General features: G+C 64.0%; 16 protein-coding genes and 1 riboswitch. Of the genes, 7 read left to right on the forward strand and 9 right to left on the reverse strand.

Annotation, left to right across the window (positions count from 1 at the left end; translation table 11 throughout):
- The first annotated feature begins 73 nt into the window (after nt 1-73).
- Nucleotides 74-655: a CarD family transcriptional regulator gene (locus tag AC1D1L_RS10185; RefSeq protein ID WP_112559634.1), complete on the forward strand. Its 582-nt coding sequence runs from the start codon at nt 74-76 to the stop codon at nt 653-655.
- 84 nt (nt 656-739) lie between these two features.
- On the opposite strand, the gene AC1D1L_RS10190 is transcribed toward AC1D1L_RS10185, so the two are convergent.
- The 3 genes from AC1D1L_RS10190 to AC1D1L_RS10200 all read right to left on the reverse strand — a co-directional run bounded on the left by AC1D1L_RS10190 (nt 740) and on the right by AC1D1L_RS10200 (nt 3,094).
- Nucleotides 740-1,498 (reverse strand): amino acid ABC transporter ATP-binding protein, encoded by a 759-nt coding sequence (locus AC1D1L_RS10190; RefSeq protein ID WP_477340950.1) that lies wholly within the window; start codon nt 1,496-1,498, stop codon nt 740-742.
- Nucleotides 1,495-2,175, reverse strand: coding sequence for an amino acid ABC transporter permease (locus tag AC1D1L_RS10195; protein WP_477340952.1), 681 nt, complete (start codon nt 2,173-2,175; stop codon nt 1,495-1,497). Before AC1D1L_RS10195 ends, AC1D1L_RS10190 begins: the two co-directional genes overlap by 4 nt.
- A 145-nt stretch (nt 2,176-2,320) precedes the next feature.
- A complete protein-coding gene (locus tag AC1D1L_RS10200) occupies nt 2,321-3,094 on the reverse strand; it encodes an amino acid ABC transporter substrate-binding protein (RefSeq protein WP_112559637.1) in 774 nt (257 codons plus the stop codon).
- A gap of 400 nt (nt 3,095-3,494) precedes the next feature.
- Here AC1D1L_RS10200 and AC1D1L_RS10205 point away from each other — a divergent pair, with 400 nt between their 5' ends.
- Nucleotides 3,495-4,358: an RNA polymerase factor sigma-32 gene (locus AC1D1L_RS10205; protein WP_352589996.1), complete on the forward strand. Its 864-nt coding sequence runs from the start codon at nt 3,495-3,497 to the stop codon at nt 4,356-4,358.
- Nucleotides 4,359-4,524: 166 nt separating this feature from the next.
- Entirely contained in the window at nt 4,525-6,891 is a 2,367-nt protein-coding gene (locus AC1D1L_RS10210; protein ID WP_477340955.1) for a caspase family protein, read from the forward strand.
- A 60-nt stretch (nt 6,892-6,951) separates the two neighbouring features.
- On the opposite strand, the gene AC1D1L_RS10215 is transcribed toward AC1D1L_RS10210, so the two are convergent.
- The 4 genes from AC1D1L_RS10215 to thiB all read right to left on the reverse strand — a co-directional run bounded on the left by AC1D1L_RS10215 (nt 6,952) and on the right by thiB (nt 12,294).
- Entirely contained in the window at nt 6,952-8,358 is a 1,407-nt protein-coding gene (locus AC1D1L_RS10215; RefSeq protein WP_246750080.1) for a M48 family metalloprotease, read from the reverse strand.
- A 336-nt stretch (nt 8,359-8,694) separates the two neighbouring features.
- On the reverse strand, nt 8,695-9,447 hold the full coding sequence (thiQ, locus tag AC1D1L_RS10220) for a thiamine ABC transporter ATP-binding protein (RefSeq protein WP_477341458.1): 753 nt from the start codon (nt 9,445-9,447) through the stop codon (nt 8,695-8,697).
- 8 nt (nt 9,448-9,455) lie between these two features.
- Nucleotides 9,456-11,054 (reverse strand): thiamine/thiamine pyrophosphate ABC transporter permease, encoded by a 1,599-nt coding sequence (thiP, locus tag AC1D1L_RS10225; RefSeq protein WP_477340957.1) that lies wholly within the window; start codon nt 11,052-11,054, stop codon nt 9,456-9,458.
- Nucleotides 11,055-11,286: 232 nt separating this feature from the next.
- Entirely contained in the window at nt 11,287-12,294 is a 1,008-nt protein-coding gene (gene thiB / locus AC1D1L_RS10230; protein WP_477340958.1) for a thiamine ABC transporter substrate binding subunit, read from the reverse strand.
- 44 nt (nt 12,295-12,338) lie between these two features.
- Nucleotides 12,339-12,455, reverse strand: a riboswitch (TPP riboswitch).
- A 182-nt stretch (nt 12,456-12,637) separates the two neighbouring features.
- Here thiB and AC1D1L_RS10235 point away from each other — a divergent pair.
- The 3 genes from AC1D1L_RS10235 to AC1D1L_RS10245 all read left to right on the forward strand — a co-directional run bounded on the left by AC1D1L_RS10235 (nt 12,638) and on the right by AC1D1L_RS10245 (nt 15,418).
- Nucleotides 12,638-13,297, forward strand: a complete 660-nt coding sequence (locus AC1D1L_RS10235) for a thiamine diphosphokinase (protein ID WP_477340960.1) — start codon at nt 12,638-12,640, stop codon at nt 13,295-13,297.
- 1 nt (nt 13,298) lies between these two features.
- A complete protein-coding gene (locus AC1D1L_RS10240; RefSeq protein ID WP_477340962.1) occupies nt 13,299-15,119 on the forward strand; it encodes an ABC-F family ATP-binding cassette domain-containing protein in 1,821 nt (606 codons plus the stop codon).
- A 62-nt stretch (nt 15,120-15,181) separates the two neighbouring features.
- Nucleotides 15,182-15,418 carry a type II toxin-antitoxin system CcdA family antitoxin gene (locus AC1D1L_RS10245; protein ID WP_477340964.1) on the forward strand — a complete coding sequence of 79 codons (237 nt, stop codon included), beginning with the start codon at nt 15,182-15,184 and terminating at the stop codon, nt 15,416-15,418.
- Nucleotides 15,419-15,471: 53 nt separating this feature from the next.
- On the opposite strand, the gene AC1D1L_RS10250 is transcribed toward AC1D1L_RS10245, so the two are convergent.
- Together AC1D1L_RS10250 and AC1D1L_RS10255 are read right to left on the reverse strand one after the other, a co-directional pair.
- The gene (locus AC1D1L_RS10250; RefSeq protein WP_477340966.1) at nt 15,472-17,175 is read right to left on the reverse strand and encodes a hypothetical protein; all 1,704 of its coding nucleotides are present in this window, start codon (nt 17,173-17,175) and stop codon (nt 15,472-15,474) included.
- Between the two features lie 76 nt (nt 17,176-17,251).
- Nucleotides 17,252-18,550, reverse strand: coding sequence for an adenylosuccinate synthase (locus AC1D1L_RS10255; RefSeq protein ID WP_023684197.1), 1,299 nt, complete (start codon nt 18,548-18,550; stop codon nt 17,252-17,254).
- 212 nt (nt 18,551-18,762) lie between these two features.
- On the opposite strand from AC1D1L_RS10255, the gene AC1D1L_RS10260 reads away from it, so the two are divergent.
- Nucleotides 18,763-19,686, forward strand: a complete 924-nt coding sequence (locus AC1D1L_RS10260) for a DMT family transporter (protein ID WP_477340968.1) — start codon at nt 18,763-18,765, stop codon at nt 19,684-19,686.
- The last annotated feature ends 61 nt before the right edge of the window (nt 19,687-19,747 follow it).

Below are 19,747 nucleotides of genomic sequence, written 5' to 3' on the forward strand. Positions count from 1 at the left end.
ACGATCGGCGTCCCCGATCGCACGCGTTCGGACCGGCAGGCCGCCGGTGCCACAACAAGGAGTTCAGGGCGTAATGGCTACGATCACCCCGCAGAAGAAGTCCACCGCGGCACGTCACGGTTTCAAGACCGGCGAGTACATCGTCTATCCGGCGCACGGCGTCGGCCAGATCGTCTCGATCGATGAGCAGGAAGTTGCGGGCCACAAGCTGGAACTGTTCGTCATCGACTTCCAGAAGGACAAGATGCGGCTGAAAGTGCCGGTCGCCAAGGCGACCTCCATCGGCATGCGCAAGCTGTCGGAAGAGGATTATGTCGAGCGCGCGCTGAAGGTCGTGCAGGGTCGCGCCCGGGTCAAGCGCACCATGTGGTCGCGCCGCGCCCAGGAATATGATGCCAAGATCAATTCGGGCGATCTGATCTCGATCTCGGAAGTCGTGCGCGACCTCTACCGCGCCGACAACCAGCCCGAGCAGTCCTATTCCGAGCGTCAGCTCTATGAGGCGGCACTCGACCGCATGGCCCGTGAGATCGCCGCGGTCAACCGCATGTCTGAAACCGAAGCCGTGCGCCTGATCGAGGTCAACCTCAACAAGGGCCCTAAGCGCGGCGCCAAGGCCGACAATGAGGAATCCGAACAGGAAGAAGCTGCCTGATCGCTTTCGTCTTGCAATTCATGAAAAACCCGGCCTCGCGCCGGGTTTTTTTGTTTCTGGGAAGGGCTGAAGCGAGTCACGCGCCTACGCCTCGCCTGCCTCCTGCTTCAGCGTCGCAATGAAACGTTTGGTCCGCTCGCGTTCCGGATTGCCGAACAGCACCGCAGCCGGACCTTTTTCGACCACGACGCCAGCATCGAGAAAGACCACTTCCTGCGCAATCTTGGAGGCGAGCCTGAGATCGTGCGTTGCCATCACCATGGTCGTGCCCTCGCTGGCAAGCTTGCCGAGCACGTCGACCACTTCCTGCGCCAGTTCCGGATCGAGCGCCGAGGTCGGCTCGTCGCAGAGCAGCACCTTGGGCGACGGCGCCAGCGCGCGGGCAATCGCCACGCGCTGCTGTTGGCCGCCCGACAGAGTCACCGGCCATGCATCGGCCTTGTGCGCCATGCCGACCTTCTCGAGCAGCGCCAGCGCCCGCTCACGCGCCTTTGCCGTTGGCCATTTCAGCACCGTCACCAGCCCTTCCATGACGTTCTCGATGGCGGTGCGGTGCGGGAACAGCTGGAAATTCTGGAACACCATGCCGGTCTGCAGCCGCAGGCGCTGGATGTCCCGACTGGGGATCTTGATGCCGGGACGGAATTCCAGCGTCTCGTCGCCGATGCGCACCATGCCCGAGGTCGGGAACTCCAGGAGGTTGATGCAGCGCAGCAGCGTGCTCTTTCCCCCGCCGGACGGACCGACCAGCGCGGTGACGCTGCCTTCGGCAATGGTGACCGTTACGCCCTTCAGCACGAGATTGTCGCCGAAGCGCTTTTCGATGTCGGTGAGGCCGATCAAGAGCGCGCCTCCAGGAAGCCGCCGTAACGGTTGAGCCGTTCCTCCAGCCGCGTCTGCAGGGCAGACAGCACCGAGCTCATTGCCAGATAGAGGATCGCCGCCTCGACATAGAGGATCAGCGGCTCATAGGTGGTGGCGACGATGCGCTGCGCCGCCTGGAACATTTCCGGCACGGTGATGGCCGCAGCCAGCGACGTATCCTTGACCAGCGAGATGAAGGTGTTGGACAGCGGTGGCACCGCGACCCGGCCGGCTTGCGGCAGAATGGTGCGCCGCATCGCCTGGCTCCAGGTCATCCCGATCGAATAGGCTGCCTCCCACTGGCCCTTCGGCACCGAGCCGATCACCGCGCGAATGATTTCCGAACTGTAGGCGCCGATGTTGAGGGTGAAACCGATCAGCGCCGCCGGAAAGGCATCGAGCAATATGCCGACCGAGGGCAGGCCGTAGAAGATCAGGAACAGCTGCACCAGAAGCGGCGTGCCGCGAAAGATCCAGACATAGAAGCGCACCGCGGCGACCAGCGGCTTCGGCCCGAATAGCCGCACCAGGGCGACAACCAGGCCGACGAACAGGCCGAGCGCAAACGACAGCAGAGTCAGCGGCACGGTGAAGATCAGCGCCGCCCACAACAGCGTCGGCAACGAGTCCAGCATCAGTTGCAGCCAGTGCGGCACGAGCGGCTCCTCTCCTTGCAAATGCCGTCTAGACCGGTCCGGCAGTGCAATTGTGCGGTTGTCATACCATGCGAAAAACGGCGAGCCATCAAAGACGGCCCGCCGCTATATTGTGTCATTGCCGGCGATCGCCGGGAGGCCTTCGTTACTGCGAAACGTCCTGGCCGAAATAGGTGTCGGCGATCTTCTTGTAGGTGCCGTCGGCCTTGATGTCGGCCAGCGCCTTGTTGATCGCGGCCACCAGTTCCGGATCGCCCTTGCGCACGATGACGCCGGAATAGTCGGCGTTTTCTTCCTGCGCGGCGATCTTCACATTGGCGTCCGGCTTGTGCTTCTTGAAGTCGAGGAAGGACAGGCTGTCATTGATGGTGGCGTCGGCTCGGCCGGTGAGCAAAAGCTGGATCGACTGGTCGAAGCCGTCGGTGCCGACAAGTTCGGCGCCGTTGGTCTCGGCGAGCTTGCCGAAATTCGAGGTCAGCGACTGCGCCGCCTTCTTGCCCTTGAGATCGGCGAAGGTCTTGATGGCGGTGTCGTCGCCGCGCACGATCAGCACCGCCTTGGAAGCGATGTACGGATCGGAGAAGTCGTACTTGGCCTTGCGCGCGTCGGTGATGCCGACCTCGTTGATGACGGCGTCGTAGCGGTTGGCGTCGAGACCGGCGATCAGCCCGTCCCATTTGCCTTCGAGGAACTCGACTTTCACGCCAAGCTTGTCGCCGATCGCCTTGGCGATCTCGACGTCGAAGCCGACCAGCGCGCCGGCATCATTATGGTAGGTGAAGGGTGCGTAGGTGCCTTCGGTGCCAACCTTGATGGTGCCGGCCTGCTTGATCTGGTCGAGGTTGGCGCCGGCATGGCCGGCTGTGACAGCCAGAACCTGCAGCGTCCCGGCGACGATGAGCGAATTGAGCCATTTCATTTTTCTGTGATCCCGTCCTTGGCCGGTGTCCGGCGCTTGTGAGAGCCGGAAACTGACAGATAGAGAGCAGCAAAATAAGGAACCAGATTTCAAAAAAATGGCGATCCAGAAATCAGATTCTCAAAGTAACTCAGATTGGTGCCGATCGCCCCGTTTTGTGCTGTCGGCGCGCGCTGTCGGATAGCATAAACAACCACCATCGGCGGCGGAACCAATCCCCGGTGTGGCACGTTCATGCCCTGTTGTAGGGCGCTGCGTTTCCATTTCAAGAACCCTAGCTGCGCCAGACCCAAAGCAATTCCCAGGAAAAGTGGGAAACCGGTTTTCCGTCCGGGATTGCGTCAAGATAGAGCCAGCGGCCGCCAGGCCGTCCGAAAATGTCCGGGAGCAGGAGCGCGGCATGATCGAAGACACGGCAGGACGGACCATGGTCCGCGCGGCGATGAAGGCCCCCTATCTCGAGCGCGACGAGGAACATGTTCTCGCCTTACGCTGGAAGGAAGACCAGGACCAGCAGGCCCTGCACCAGATCACCGTCGCGCATATGCGGCTGGTCATCTCCATGGCTTCGAAATTCCGCCACTACGGACTGCCGCTCGGCGATCTGGTCCAGGAAGGCCATGTCGGGCTGCTGGAAGCGGCGGCGCGCTTCGAGCCGGAGCGCGAGGTGCGCTTCTCGACCTATGCGACCTGGTGGATCCGCGCCTCGATGCAGGACTACATCCTGCGCAACTGGTCGATCGTGCGCGGCGGCACCTCTTCGGCACAAAAGGCGCTGTTCTTCAATCTGCGGCGCTTGCGCGCCCGGCTGGCCAATGGCGCCGAGCCGATCTCCAACGCCACGCTCTATCGCGAAGTCTCGGTAGCGCTCGGCGTCTCCGAGGCCGACGTGGCGATGATGGATTCCAGGCTCTCCGCGCCTGACTCCTCGCTCAACGCGCCGCTCGCCGACGACAGCGGCACCACCGAGCGCATGGACTTCCTGATTTCGGACGATCCGCTGCCGGACGAAGTCGCCAGCGACACCATCGATTTCGAACGCCGCCTGCTCTGGCTGAGAGCAGCGCTTGGCGCGCTCAATGCCCGCGAACTCAGGATCATCGAGGAACGCCGGCTGACCGACGAGGGCGCTACGCTGGAAGCGCTCGGCGAGACGCTCGGCATTTCCAAGGAGCGTGTCCGCCAGATCGAGGCCCGCGCCATGGAAAAGCTGAAGGTCGCGCTGGTCAAGCAGAACCCGGAATTTCAGACGCAGGCAGCCTGAAATTCCCGGTTGGCAGCAGTATTAAGATATTTTCCGATCAGCACATAAGGCCAGCACATCAGATTTCCTCGCCTCTCATTCGCAGATTGTGAATTCTTTAACAGACCTGCTGAGCTGCAGGGTGTCTGTTGGGGTTCACCAGATCATAGCGGATGAGGATTTTGCCATGTCGCGACTCTGCGTGTTTCTTGCAGCTTTGATCCTTGTGACCCTGACGACTTTCGAGGCTAGTGCCGATCGAAAGGTTGCTTTTGTGATCGGCAATTCCGAATACCGGGAGCTTCCGGCGCTCAAGAACCCGGACAAGGACGCCGGAGACATCGCAAGCACGTTCCGGACGGCCGGCTTCGACGTTTTCGTCGCCAAGGATTTGACCAGGCTTCAGTTCGAGATGCGTTTCCGCACCTATCTCGCGGCGGCCGACGGCGCTGATCTCGCCGTGGTCTATTATTCGGGTCACGGCTTCCAGATCGGCGGCGAGAACTTTCTCATCCCGGTCGACGCCACGCTTAAGGATGCGGCCGACGTGGAAGTCCAGGCAATCAAGCTCGACGACATGTTGCAGCAGTTGCGCTCGAAATCGAAAATCCAGGTGATCATCCTCGACGCCTGCCGCAACAATCCTTTTCCGCGTAAGAACTATTGGCTTCGCGACCAGCTGATCGTCGCCAGCGGTAGCGGGTTGGCGCAGGTGAAGGGTTCAGAGAACGCGCTGATCGCCTTTGCCACCGAGCCGGGAGCCGTTGCCTATGACGGGAGCGGCAATCTCAGCCCGTTTTCCTCCGCCTTCTCCCGTCGCGCGTTGGCGCCGAACCAGGAGATCAGGGCTGTCATGGCCGCCGTGCGCCGCGATGTGGTCAAGGCAACCGGTGGCAAGCAGGTTCCATGGGAAAATTCCTCGCTTCTCGACGATGTCTTTCTGATGCCCCGCGCCAACCGCCCGGCGCTGCCGCCGGTGCTGGAGAAAATCGTGCCGTCCGGCATCGGGCCAGTCGCGCTGGATCTGCCGGCGCCAGTAGACGTCGATGGTGGCGCGATCAGCGTCAGCATCGAAAGCCTGCCGGCACTCGGACGGCTGACGCTTGATGGCAAGCTCTTGGCCATGGGCGAAAGGATCGAGGGCACCGACCTGCCGCGTCTGCGCATGGACGCCCCCGCATTGGCGGGTGGGCAGGAACAGGTGGAAACGCTGGCCTACACCACGCACAACGAGTGGGGCGGCGAATCCCAGGGCGTTCTGCTGTTGCGGATCAGAAACGGCGCGGGCGCCGAGGGCGAGCAGCTCGTGGCCTCGCTCGCGGCCGAGCACAAGCAGCAGGTGGTTGAGCGCGGCATTCGTGTCGCTGACGCCGCCGAGGCGATCGAAAACCACGACATCGAAATTCCCGTCGGCGTCGGCCCGATCCCGCTCAAGCTGGATTTCCCGACCAAGGATCCATCGATCAGCCTGGAGCTTGCAAGCTATCCGGCAACCGGGACGCTGTCCCTGCCGGACCGCATCCTGTCGCCTCAATCGAGCCTGATGGCCGACGATGTCGACAAGTTGCGCTACGAGGCGCAGATCGGCTCCGCGACGCCGGTCGAGATCGGCTTTCAGATCCGTGCCGACAACGCATCCAAGCAGGCGATGCTGAAGCTGTCACCAAGCGTCGATCCCTGCGATCGAGCGGCGGGCGAGCCTCTCGACCTGCAAGGCGTTGTTCCGGGCCGGCTGGCGAACGAGATTGGCGACGACGCGGTTGAACTCTGCCAGGCCTCGGTGAAGGCCTATCCGGACATTGCCCGCTTCCGTTACCAACTCGGACGGGCGTTGCTGGCCTCGGGCAAGGTCAATGAGGCCAGGCAGGCAATCCAGCAGGCCGCCGACAAGGGATATGTTCGCGCGGCTTTCGCGCTCGGCTCCATCGTCTCGTCGGGAATAGGGACGGCAGTGGATCCCGAACAGGCCAACCGCCTCTACTCAGAAGCATCCGAAAAAGGTGACCCCTACGCCATGGCCGCGTGGGGACGCACCCTGTTCAATGGCCGAGGCGTCCAGCGCGATACCGCCAAGGGATTGGACTTTCTGCTCAAATCTGCGGCGATGGGGCATATCGATGCCATGAACGATCTCGCATCGATCTTCATGGAAGGTCGCAATGGTGTTCCGGCTGATCCGGACCGCGCGCTCGCATTCTTCAGAGCCGGGATGGAGCGGCAAGAGATCTATTCCCTGGGTGTTCTCAGCACTCCGAAGCGGGTCGCCTTGGCGATTCCGGCGTGCAAGGTCCGGCCCCCGAAAATCATCACGAAAATAAAGGTGGTTCCCATACCCGCGCCAAGACCGAAGGCCCCAAAACCAGGCAAGCGGACAGCCGCGGCAACCCCGGCCAAACCCGTGCTGCAAACCGGCCGAATGGCCTGGAGCGGCAACAACGGTGATGGTTCCGAGCACCGTTCTGCACATTCCGGTGATGGCGAGAACACCAGTAGCGAAGGCACCGATGGCGACAGCGGTACCGATACTAACACTGACACCGACAGCAATCTCTGAGAGTGGCAGTGATCTCAACTCTACATCGCACGCGCAGACACTATCGAACCGGCTGCGCTGCTACTTGTCCGTAACGATCTTGACCTTGTCGCCGGCCGAAACCGAGGCGCCCGGCGACATCGCGTTGAGCACCCTGAACAGATCGAGCTTGCGGTCGACGCCGACCATCTGCGCCGACAGCGATCCCATGGTCTGGCCAGCCTGAACGGTAACGACACGGATGTGCAGTGGCTTCAGCGCCGCCTTCTCGGCAGCACTCAGGATACGGAACGAGCCGCTGACCGAACGCGCCACCGGATCGAGCGTGGTGCTTGCCGAGGGCGCCGCCGTCAACAGCCGGTAGACCTGGCCGCCGGCGCGGATCACCGCAATGTCGAACTGCCAGCCGTCGGCGCCGGCATGCGCGGTCGCCGCCTCATTGCCGTTGATCGTCTCCTGGCGCACGCTGGTCTCGTCGAGACCGGCCACCCAGCCGCTTCTGATATAGTCGGTCAGCGCACGATCCTTGTCGATCGACACGCCGTCGAAGCGGATCGCCATGTCGCCCGGCCCGGTCGCCGTCACCGCTGCGGCCGTATTGTCGATGATGAAACCGTCCGGCACGGTGAACGATACGCCGAGCCCCGGATGCAGGAAGGTCTGGCCGCGCACATAGCCTTCTTCCGGCGTGTCGCCGTAGAGCAGGCCGTCAATGCCAGCCAGGAAGGAATCGCGGTCGCGCGTGCCGACGCCCGGCGCACCGAACTGGCGGGCGTGGCGCTGCGCCAGATCGATACGCTGCGGCGTGTTGGGGTGCGTGGCCAGGAAGTCGAGGCTGGCATCGGTGGCGCCGCTGATCGAGCGGAAATCGGTATAGGCCGACATCGACTGCAGGAAGCGGCCGGCGGCATAGGGATCGTAGCCGGCTTCGCCGATCGACTTGATGCCGATGGCGTCGGCCTCCAGCTCCTGGTTGCGCGAGAACTGCGCCAGCCTGAGCTTGCCGCGGATCAAGGCCGCCTTGGCGGTCGGGCTGTCGCCGAGCACATCGGAGACCACCTTGGTCGCCAGGCCTTCCTCGGCCTCGAGCTGCTGGCGCTGCAGGCCATGGTTGGCGGTGACGTGGCCCATCTCATGCGCGATGACGGCGGCGAGCTCGGCCGAATCATTGGCCAGCGCCAGCAGGCCGCGAGTGACGTAAAGATAGCCGCCCGGCAGCGCGAAGGCGTTGACGTTGGGCGAATTGAGGATGGTGATGCGATAGGTCTGGGTCGGATTGGCCGACACCACGGTCAGGCTGCCGACGACCTTGGCCACCATGCGCTCGAGCTTGGGATCGGAATATTCGCCGCCATAGGTGGCAAGGATGCGCGGGTGCTGCGCCTTCGCCAGTTCGGCGAGCTTGCTGTTGGCGGCGACATTGTCGACCGTGATCGGCTTGTCGGAAGGCTGGAAGCCGGATTCCTGCACTTCCGGAGGCGTGAACATCTGGCAACTGGCCAGCGCCACGGCAAGGCCGGCCAGCGCCAGGAAGCGCGCCAGCGGTCTGCGTCTCAAAGTGTCAGTGCCGGTCGACAGCACGGCGTCCCTTCAGTTCTCGGCGCATGACCTGGACCCAGGAGTCCGCGCCAGCGAAAATCGAATTTTTCGGTGGCAATCCTGCACAAATCAAAAAACCTACAGCGTTTTACACACCCGGATGGATGCGGCGCTGTAGGGGGCAAATCACGGCTCGTGCCGGACCAATACTTAGGCGGACCTAGCCACATCAGTTGGACCATGGCAAGCAAGCGCCACATCACCTGTAGCCGGTTTGGTCGTAAATTATGTCCGCTTCCGGGCAATATCGCGTGATCCGCCCGAACTTGCGCCGATATAGCGCCGAAACGCTTCAGGACCAGTGCCGTCGAAAAAATCGGCGGCAGATCCCGTTGAGGCAACGCTGCCATTGTCCAGAAAAACCATCTGCTCTCCGATGCGGCGCGCGTCTTCCGGCTGATGCGTGACGAACAACACCGTCATAGCCCGCTCGGCATGGACGCCGGCCACGAGGTCGAGCATGTCGTCGCGCAGCGCGGGTCCGAGCGAAGCGAACGGCTCGTCGAGCAACAGGACCGGCCGGTCGCGCACCAGCACGCGGGCGAGCGCCACCCGCTGTCTTTCACCGCCGGAGAGCTCGCGCGGCAGCCGCTTTTCCTTGCCGGCAAGGCCGACACGCGCGAGCGCCTCCGCGATGGCCGCGCGATCGGTTTGCGTCAGGCTAAGCGAGGGCGAGCGGCCGAGCCCGACGTTCTTTTCCACCGAGAGATGGGCAAAGAGGTTGTTCTCCTGGAACACCATCGAGACCGGGCGCGCCGAAGGCGCGGAAGCGCCAACATCGGCGCCGCCGATCAGCACGCTGCCGGATTGCGGCGTCTCGAAGCCGGCCACAAGGTTGAGCAGGGTCGACTTTCCCGAACCGCTCGCCCCCATGATGGCGGTGATTTTCGAGGCAGTGAACTCGACATCGAACAGGAACGGCGCCTCGCCATAGCTGAACGAGACCTTGTCCAGCCGCACGACCGCGCCTTTTTCCATGGCGGAAGTCACGATTTTTCTCCTCGTCCCAACCAATCCGCGGCGACCACCAGAGCCAGGCAGACCGCCCCGAGCAGCAAAGCCAGCCCGGCGGCGTCGGCTGTGCGGTAGCTGCCCATGCGCGCCAAGAGGAGATAGGGCAAGGTCTGCACCGAATCGCTGCCGAACAGCGCGATGACACCAAGATCGCCGAGCGACAGCGCCATGGCGAAGGCAAAGCCGGTGGCCAGCGGCCGTCGCAGCGACGGCCAGTCGATCAGCCACAGCCGGCTCCAGCCCGAAATGCCGAGCTGCGCGCACAGCTTTTCGTGGCGCTCGCTCGCCGCGTCATAGGTGGGGCGCATGGCGCGGATGGCAAAGGGCATCGCCATCACTCCGTTGACGGTGACGACCATGACGGGCGCGATGGCAAAGACGTCGCTGACCGTCCGCAACAAAAGGAACCAGCCGGCGCCGATGACGATGGGCGGCACGACGAGGACAAAACCGGCGCCGGTGTCCGTGGCGTGCTCGAGAAGCGGGCGAGCGCTGCCACGGCGGTGCAGGGACAGCGCCCGGCGCGCCATGATCAGCGACAGCGACAGCACCACCGAAAGCAACGCCGCCAGCAGGCCGAGAATGGCGCTGGTCAGCGTCGCCTGGCGCACCGCGCTCTCGCCAGCCAGCCGGCTGAGATCGGCGCCAAGGCCGGATGCGACGGTTGCCGCCATCGGCCCGGCGACGAACAGCAAGGCGAGCACGATCAGGGCCGCGTTGAGCGCCGTTTCGACCGGGCCGGCCGAGAGATAGCGGCGCGGCGCCACAGGCAGGTTCGCATCCCCGGTCACATTGGCGCCAAGCCGCGTCAGCGCCAGCACGACGGCAAAGGTCAGGGCAATTTGCAGCACTGTCAGTGTAACTGCCCGCGCGGGATCGAAATCGAAGCGCAGCGCTTGGTAGATGGCGACCTCCAGCGTCGTCGCCGCCGGCCCGCCGCCGAGGATGAGCACGATGGTGAAGGAGGTGATGCAAAGCATGAAGACAAGGCCGGCGACGCCCGGCAAAGCCGATCGCAGCACCGGCCATTCGATCAGCCGGAAGGCTGGTCTCGCCCCCATGCCGAGCTGGCTTGCCAGCCGCCATTGATCAGCAGGCACCGTGCCCAGTGCCTCAAGGAACAGCCGTGTTGCCAGCGGCAGATTGAAGAAGACATGAGCGACGAGGATGCCCGAGAGGCCATAGATATCGGGCCAGCTTTGGCCGGCGACCCCGGCGAAGTAGCCGGCCCGGCCATAGAGCGCCAGTATGCCCAGTGCCGCGACAATGGCCGGCAGTGCCAGCGGCACGGTGAACAGTTGCAGGATGAAACCGCGGCCAAAGAAGCGCGGATGCCGCGACAGAGCACGGGCGACGAAGAGCGCCGGTACGACGGAAAGCAGCGTCGAAAGCACTGCTTGCCAGAGCGTGAAGCGGACGACGCGCAGGAGATAGAGATCGAAGGCGGACGCAGCACCGCGGAGGTCGTGCGCGCCTTCGAGGATGAGGCCGGCAAAGGCGCCGCCGATCAGCAGCGCTATTGCGCCGAGCGCAACGATGCCGGCGGCGATGCGGGGGTCAGAGCGTTGCACGCCGGACCGCCCAAAAGATCTTTAGCGGGCGTCGCGTTTCTTCGCGCCCCCCTCTGTCCTGCCGGACATCTCCCCCACGAGGGGGGAGATCAGCAGTTTCCGCGCTCCGCTCAAAACGTTGGAGGTTGGCGAAAGCCGAGGCGACACCCAATCTCCCCCCTCGTGGGGGAGATGTCCGGCAGGACAGAGGGGGGCGTCGTAGAGCGGTCATCTTCCGATTATCCAGCCAAAGCTACTTGCTCATCACCGCCAGCCACTCATCCACCCAAGCCTTGCGGTTGGCCGCAACCTCTTCCGGGCTGAACAGCAGCGTCTTCGCCGGCTTGACCAGTTTGTCGAAGGCCGGATTGAGCGGCTTGTCGGTCTTGCCTGCCGGGAACATCCAGTTGGTCTCGGGAATTACGTCCTGGAATTTCGGCCCGGTCATGAAGGCCAGGAACTTTGCCGCCAGCGGGTTTTTCGCGCCCGTGGTGGTAATGCCGGCGACCTCGATCTGCAGATATTCGCCTTCCTCGAAGGACGCCGCCTGATAGCGCTCGGTGTTCTCGGCCACCATGTGGTAGGCCGGCGACGTCGTGTAGGACAGCACCATGGGCGCCTCGCCCTTGGTGAACAGGCCATAGGCCTCGCTCCAGCCGGGCGTCACCGTCAGTACCTTAGGCTTGAGCTTCGCCCAGGCCTCTGGCGCCTTGTCGCCATAGACCGACTTGACCCACAGCAGCAGGCCAAGACCCGGCGTCGACGTGCGCGGATCCTGGATGACGATCTTGTCGGCGGCAGCGCCTTCGACCAATTCCTTCAGGCTCTTCGGCGGGGTCTTCAGCTTCTCAGTGTCGTAGACGACGGCGAAATAGCCATAGTCGAAGGGGACGAAAACATCGTCTCTCCAGCCGCCCGGCACGCTGTTTTCAGCCACCGCGCCATGCGGGACAAACAGGCCGGAGGCCTTGGCCTCGGCGGTGAGGTTGGTGTCGAGACCAAGCACGATATCGGCCTTGGTCGAGGCCCCTTCGAGCTTGACGCGATTGAGCAGCGCAACGCCGTCGGCGACCGAGACGAAGTCGACGCTGCAGCCGCATTCGGCCTCGAATTCCTTCTTCACCGCAGGACCCGGGCCCCAATCGGCAGTGAAACTCTCATAGGTGTAGACGGTGAGTTTTTCCTGCGCGGACGCAGGCACGGCGAGAAGCAAAAAAGCAAGACCCAGGGCTGGGACAAGACGGGACAAAAACATGCGCATCGGCACCTCCTTCATTCGTGTTTGAAAGGAATTGAGGCGTCGGTCTGTCCGAAGCGTCTAATCCCTCCGCCGGTACAAACCGGATCAGGTTCAGCGGGTTGGCGAGACTGCCTCTCAGCCGACCCGCGAAAACATCGCGTTCGGCACCCCGTTAGAGCGTTTCGACACATAGGGCCGGCCAAGGTGCCACGCAAGCGGAACTTTGCCAGAGCATGATCCGAAAAGTGGGAACCGGTTTCTCGGACGAACGGGAACCGTTTTGTCCTGAGATCATGCTCCAACAAAAAGCTAGCCAAGGCTCGGCCTTCCGTTTCGCCGGCGGGGCTGGTAAGGGCCACCGGATATGAGCACATTCACCATCCTGCTTGGCGGCGATCTCATCCGCACGCCGCGGCTCGACCGCCAGGTCGAAGGCACGCGCGTCATCGCCGCCGACGCCGGCATCGGCCATGCCCGGATGCTCGGCCTGATGCCGGAGCTTTGGGTGGGCGACTTCGATTCCGTGCCCGCGGACCTTCCCGCCGATCTCGCCGCCGTGCCGCGCCAGGTATTTCCGCCCGAAAAGGATAAGACCGACGGGGAGCTGGCCATCGCCGCCGCACTGGAGCGCGGCGCCACCAACCTGGTGCTGGCCGGCGCTTTCGGTGGCAAGCGCGCCGACCATGCGTACCTTCATCTGGCGCTCAGCCTGCGGCTGGCCGAGACCGGCACGAAAGTGCTGTTGACCAGCGGCGCGCAGGAGGGGGTGCCCTTGCTGCCGGGCAAGGCCGGCTTCGACTACGCCGACGGCACGTTGTTTTCCGTGCTCGGCTTTTCCGATCTTTCGGGCCTCACCGTGTCCGGCGCCAAATGGCCGCTCGACCATGTCGAGGTTGCCTTCGGCTCGTCGCTCACCATCTCCAACGAGGTCAAGTCAGAGAAGACCGGGGGCCGGCTCGAAATCGCGCTCGGCCATGGCCGCGCGCTGCTGCTCGCTCATCCCTATCCCTTGCCTGAAAGCTGACATGGCCCCGCCCCTTCTCAACCTCGACGGGATAAGACTGACCTTCGGCGGCACGCCGCTGCTCGACGGCGCTGAACTCACCGCGTCCGCCGGCGACAAGATTGCGCTCGTCGGCCGCAATGGCTCCGGCAAGTCGACGCTGCTGAAGATTGCCGCCGGGTTGATCGAGCCGCAGGACGGCGAAGTCTTCCGCCAGCCTTCGGCAACGGTGCGCTATCTCCCGCAAATGCCCGACATGGATGGCTTTGCCAATGTGCGCGCCTATGTCGAGGCCGGGCTTGGGCCGGCCGACGATCCCTACCGCGCCACCTATCTGATGGAGCATCTCGGTCTCGCCGGTACGGAGAACCCCAACGATCTCTCCGGCGGCGAGGCGCGTCGCGCAGCACTTGCTCGTGTGATGGCGCCGGAGCCTGATATTCTGCTGCTTGATGAGCCGACCAACCATCTCGATCTGTCTGTCATCGAATGGCTGGAAGAGGAGCTTGTCCGCACCTCGTCGGCGCTGATCGTCATCTCGCACGACCGTCGCTTCCTCGAACGCGTCTCGCGCGCTACCGTCTGGCTCGACCGCGGCCAGACCCGCCGCCTCGACAAGGGCTTTAGCCATTTCGAGGAATGGCGCGACCTTGTGTTGGAAGAGGAAGAGCGCGAGCAGCACAAGCTTGGCCGGCAGATCGTGCGCGAGGAGCACTGGCTACGCTATGGCGTGACGGCGCGGCGCAAGCGCAACATGCGCCGGCTCGGCGAATTACAGACCATGCGTCAGCGCTTTCGCGGCCATCGCGGCGCCGAAGGCTCGGCCACCATGGTGGCCAGCGACGCCGCCGAATCCGGCAAACTGGTGATTGAGGCGAAGAACGTCGAGAAGAGCTTTGGCGACCTCACGGTGGTCAAGGGTTTCTCGACCCGCATCCAGCGCGGCGATCGCGTCGGCCTGGTCGGACCGAACGGCGCCGGCAAGACGACGCTGCTGAAGATGCTGACCGGCGAGATGAAGCCCGATGCCGGCTCGGTGCGGCTCGGCACCAATCTTGAAATCGCCACGCTCGACCAGAAGCGCGAGTCGGTCGATCCGGCCGAGACGCTGGCGCAATATCTCACCGACGGGCGCGGCGAAAACCTCGTCATCAATGGCGAGCAGCGCCATGTCGTTTCCTACATGAAGGATTTCCTGTTCAAGCCGGAACAGGCGCGGACGCCGGTGCGCGAGCTGTCCGGCGGCGAGCGGGCGCGTCTGCTCTTGGCGCGCGTTTTGGCGCGGCCGGCGAACCTTCTGGTGCTTGATGAGCCGACCAACGATCTCGACATGGAGACGCTGGAACTGTTGCAGGAACTGGTCGCCGGTTTTGCCGGCACAGTCATCCTGGTCAGCCACGACCGCGACTTCCTCGACCGCACCGTCACCAGCATCATCGCGCCGGATGGTGGCGGCCGCTGGATCGAATATGCTGGCGGCTATTCCGACATGCTGGCGCAGCGCGGCGGCACCCGGCTCGACGACCGCAAGGCTAGGCCAAAGGCTGAGGTTGGCGAAGCGCCGACATCAGCCAAAAGCGAGGCGGCAGCACCGAAAGGCCCCGCGAAGAAACTGTCGTTCAAGCAGAAATTCGCGCTGGAAACGTTGCCCAAGAAAATCGAGGCAGTGACGGCCTCGATCTCGCGGCTGGAGAACAACATCGCCGATCCCGCCTATTACGAGCGCGACCCCGCCTCATTCCAGAAAACCATCGCCGCCCTCGACAAGGAACGCGCCACGCTGGCAGCACTCGAGGAAGAGTGGCTGGAACTGGAAATGCTGCGCGAGGAGATGGAAGGCTGAGCTTGCAGTCTTTCAAGCGCGCTGCCATGCTCTTGTCCGTAGGTATGGATAGGGCTGTTCAAATGGCTGATGCTCAGTCGTCGCGAAAACCGCTCAAATTTTCCATTGACCTCCGATTGATCGAAGAAGCGAGGGCCTTGGGGATCGACATCGGTAGCGCCGCCGAGACCGGCCTTGCAAAGGCGATCGCTGCGGAAAAGACACGCCGATGGCAAGAAGAAAACAAGGATGCCATCGAAAGCTGGAACGACTACGTCAGGCGAAACGGGCTGCCGCTAGCCAAGCATCGCCCGTTTTGAGCTAGGCCCGCTCGCCGCTCGGGGAAAGAGCAGGCAGCTTTAACGCTGCCCCATCAGCCCGCAGTCTTCGCCTGCCAGGCCTTCAGCGCCTCGTCGAACACCTTCTCGCCGGGGATGCCTTTTTCCATGGTCAGCAGCGCCCGGCGTCCGGTCTTGTAGACCACCGGCACGTCGATCCAGTCCTGGCCGCGAAGCAAGGTCAGATTGGCGTCCTCGTCGGCCTTGGTGTCGTTGAGCGCCACCAGGAAGAAGCCGTCGGCGATCTTGGCCGGAATGCCGATCAGCGGGCTGCCGGCATCCTGCTCCGAGCTCTTCATCGCAACGCGCAGGATGTTGTCGACGCCGCCGCCGTCAAAGCCCTCGGGTGTCAGGAAGATCATCTCGATGATGTGGCTGGCCGGCAACGTCTGGTCGGTGTTGCGGCGGATGGTCATGCGAAGTTGGATGTCCTTGCCGGGAATGCTCGCTTCGGCGCGAATCGCCGGTTCCGGCGGCAGGTCCCCGCCGGGCGATTCCTGCACCAGCGACCAGACGATGCTGCCGGGCTCGGCCGAGCCCTGCGCGGTCGAGGTGCGTTCCTCATAGAAGATCGCCTTCTGGCCGACCGCAACGGTTGGCTCCGGAGCGGCGGCCGTCGGTGCCGCGGGCGGCGTGCCGGTTGCGGGCGCTGGCGGCGTGGCCGCGGTATCAGCCGGTGCTGCCCCATTGGCCGGCGGCGCGGCGCCATCGGTTGGCGGCGTTGCCGGTGGCGTGGCGGAAGCGTCAGGCGCCGGCGTGGCGGGCGCCACCGTGGCTGCGGTATCGCCGGGCGCTGGGGTCGCCGGCGCTGGCGCCGCAGGGGCCGGAGCCGCAGGGGCCGGAGTCGCAGGTGCCGGAGTCGCAGGTGCCGGAGTCGGAGGCGGTGGCGTGGTCAGCGCGGCGACGGATTCGCCCTCGCCAATGCCGCTTTGACCGGCCGCGGGACCGGGGTCGGTCTCGCCGCCTTCGGGCGTAAGGCGCTGCGTGAATTTCGTTCCTTCGCCGGCAGCAGCCGGTGCGAGCGCCTCGGCCGCGGGCTTGGCCGGCGCCGGCTTGACCAGCGGTTCGGTCGAGACTGTCTTGGTGTCGCCGACACCGAACATCGAGCCAAACGCATCCTTGTTCAGCCAGATGCCGTAGCCGCCGCCGGCGACCACCAGCAGCGCGACGACAGCGGCGATCAGCCCGCCATAGCTGCGCTTGCGCTCGGCCGGGCGCAGCCGCTGGAACGTGTCCGCGGCCGGCTGCTCGCCATTGGCAAACACATCGGCGCTATCGTCGTCGGCGTCCAGCTCCGCGGCTTGCTCGTTGATTGTTTCTGCGCGCGCCGCAGGCGGCGGCGGTGTCGGCGCGGGCCGCTGCCAGCTCGGCTCCGTCCGGGCAGCCGGCGCCGGCTGCACGGGTTTCGCCGGCTGCCAGGCAGGTGCAGGCGCAGCGAGCGGCTTGACATGGCTGGGCTGGTTCTTGTTGCGGTCGATGGAGGAGAAGATGTGCTCAAGCTCGGCCAGCGGATCGGAAGCCGGCGTCGCCTTGGCGTAGTCTCGCTCGACACTTGAGATGGCGTCTTCCAGGGAGCGTTTCTGCTTGGCGATGACGTCGGCGGACAGCGGCGGCGAGAAATCCGCAAGCTTCTTGACCAGCGCCGCACGGGCGCCGTCGTAGGTCCGCGTGCGCACGTCGAGCGCCGGCTCGCCATATTTGTCGAGCGCCTTTTTCAGAACAGCAACGAAATCTGCCATGCTTCAGTCGACCTGTAGTTTGTTTCCGCGCCGGCCCCCGCAAATCGGCCGCGATGTCCGGAAAGGCTTCAGAAAACTAGTCTTGAAACGGATCGGTCACAAGTATCGTGTCGTCCCGTTCCGGGCTGGTGGAAAGAAGCGCGACCGGTGCGCCGATCAGCTCTTCGATGTACCGGACATATTTGACGGCCTGGGCCGGAAGATCGTTCCAGCTGCGCGCGCCGGCAGTGGTGCCTTTCCAGCCTTCCAGCGTCTCGTAGACCGGTTCGACGCGCGCCTGCGCGCCCTGACTGGCCGGCAGATAGTCGATGGTCTCGCCGTCGAGCCGGTAACCCGTGCAGACCTTGATCTCGTCCAGCCCGTCGAGCACGTCGAGCTTGGTCAGCGCGATGCCTTTGATGCCGTTGACGGCGACGGCCTGGCGCACCAGCACGGCGTCGAACCAGCCGCAGCGGCGCTTGCGGCCGGTGACGACGCCAAATTCGTGGCCGCGCGTGCCGAGGAATTCGCCGATCTCGTTCTTCTGTTCGGTCGGGAACGGGCCTTCGCCGACACGCGTCGTATAGGCCTTGGTGATGCCGAGGACATAGCCGATGGCGCCCGGGCCGACGCCTGAGCCGGCGGCAGCCTGGCCGGCGACGGTGTTGGACGAGGTGACGAACGGGTAGGTGCCGTGGTCGATGTCGAGCAACGTGCCTTGCGCGCCCTCGAACAGGATGCGCTCGCCGGCGCGGCGCTTGTCGTCGAGGATTTTCCAGACGCGGTCCATATAGGGCAGGATCTCATCGGCGACCGAGGTCAGCTCGGTCATGATCGCCTCATGGGTGACTTCGCCATGGCCAAGCCCGCGACGCAGCGCATTGTGATGCGTCAGCAGCCTGTCGACCTTGAGGGGCAGCGTTTCCAAATCCGCCAGATCCATCACCCGAACCGCGCGCCGGCCCACCTTGTCCTCATAGGCGGGGCCGATGCCACGACGGGTCGTGCCAATCTTTGTGCCGGAATTGGACGCGGCGTCCTCGCGGAATCCGTCCAGTTCCCGGTGCAGAGACAGGATGAGCGCGGTGTTTTCGGCTATTTTCAGGCGGTCCGGCGTCACCTCGACGCCTTGCGCCTTGAGTTTTGCCACTTCAGCGACAAAGGCGTGCGGGTCGAAGACGACGCCATTGCCGATGATCGACAGCTTGCCTTGCCGCACCACGCCCGACGGCAGCAGCGACAGTTTGTAGACCTTGCCGTCGACGACCAGCGTATGGCCGGCATTGTGGCCGCCCTGGAAGCGCACGACCACGTCGGCGCGCTCCGACAACCAGTCGACGATCTTGCCCTTGCCTTCGTCGCCCCATTGCGAGCCGACGACCACCACATTGGCCATGTTTCTTTTCCCTTGAGATGCCGCCCTGGCGGCCTGGATATGGTTCGAAACGACAGGCCTCTATAGCGTCAAGACCTCGCGAGTGCGACCTTTCTTTGCCGCCGAAAATGCCCTGAGGCACAACAAATTTCGGCTTTGACATCATTTACTTGGCCTGGCGGGGGCAATAGGCCGGCAAACGCCGCAGCTCCTGCGGCGACCGGAATCCCGCAATGCATCGACGCGCCTACCTGTTCCTGCTGATCACCACCTTGCTGTGGGGCGGCAATTCCGTCGCCGGCAAGCTGGCGATCGATCATGTCTCGCCGATGATGCTGGTCTTCCTGCGCTGGCTTCTGGCGGTGGCGATCATGTTGCCGATCGGCTGGCGCACGATCCGTGAAGACTGGCCGGTGGTGGGCAAACACTGGCTGCTGCTCGGCGTGCTTGGCGCCTGCGGCTTCACCTTGTTCAACACCATCTTCTACACGGCGCTCAACTATACGACAGCGATCAACGTCTCGATCGAACAGGCGGCGATGCCGATCCTGATCATCGTCGCCAATTTCATCTTTTTCCGCTTGCGGGTGAACTGGGCGCAGGTCGCCGGCGTCGTGCTGACCATTGCGGGCGTGGTGCTGACCGCCTGCCACGGCGACCCGCGCCGGCTGCTGACGCTGGAACTCAATTTCGGCGACGCCATCATGCTGATCGCCGTCATCCTCTACAGCGGCTACTCGGTCGGGCTGCGGCTGAAACCGGAGATGCGCTGGCAAAGCCTGATGCTGGCGCTGTCGATCGCAGCGTTGATCACCTCGCTGCCTTTTGTCCTGTGGGAAGCCGCGGCTGGCAAGGTCATCGTCCCCGATATCAGCGGCTGGCTTATCATTGTCTACACAGCGGTCGGCGCCTCGGTCATTTCGCAGATCCTCTACATCAGGGGCAACGAACTGATCGGCGCCAACCGGGCCGGGCTGTTCATCAACCTGGTGCCGATCTTCGGCACGCTGCTGTCGGTGCTGATCGTGGGCGAGACATTCCAGCCCTACCAGGCGCTGGCGCTCGTCCTGGTGCTGGGCGGCATCTCGCTCGCCGAATATAGTGGGCGCAAGATGGCGGACCTGCCGCTGGTCTTAAACGAAGAAGGCGCCGACTAGAGCAATCCCAGGAAAGCGGGAACCGGTTTTCCCGGGAAAGGCGCGCAGCGCTTTCCCTAGG

Source organism: Mesorhizobium sp. P2_D6, assembly GCF_056404315.1.